The following is a 297-nucleotide window of genomic DNA, read 5'->3' on the forward strand; positions in this document are numbered from 1 at the left end:
GCTGTTTTCCGTCAGTGAAGCTGGTGCGAAAGCCAATGCCATCTGTTTAAGTATCGCAGAAACGGCAAAAGCGAATGGAGTGGATTTCTATCAGTACCTTGTGAAGGTATTGACGGATCTACCAAACCTAGATATCCATCGAAACCCAGAAATTTTAAATCGATATATGCCTTGGTCAAAACATATCCAAGCAGCATGTGGAAAATAAAGTAGCCGTATATCCGATAAAAATCATCGATATACGGCTACTTGTGGTGCGTACCGTGAAGGTACGCTTATTTTTTATTTCGGGCTTAC

General features: G+C 41.4%; 1 protein-coding gene. It reads left to right on the forward strand.

Annotation, left to right across the window (positions count from 1 at the left end):
- Positions 1-208: transposase domain-containing protein (locus tag AAHB12_RS31545; protein ID WP_342048970.1), on the forward strand; the 208-nt coding region annotated here is incomplete at its 5' end.
- Positions 209-297 lie beyond the last annotated feature (89 nt).

The sequence above is a fragment of the Bacillus sp. OTU530 genome (genome assembly GCF_038440375.1).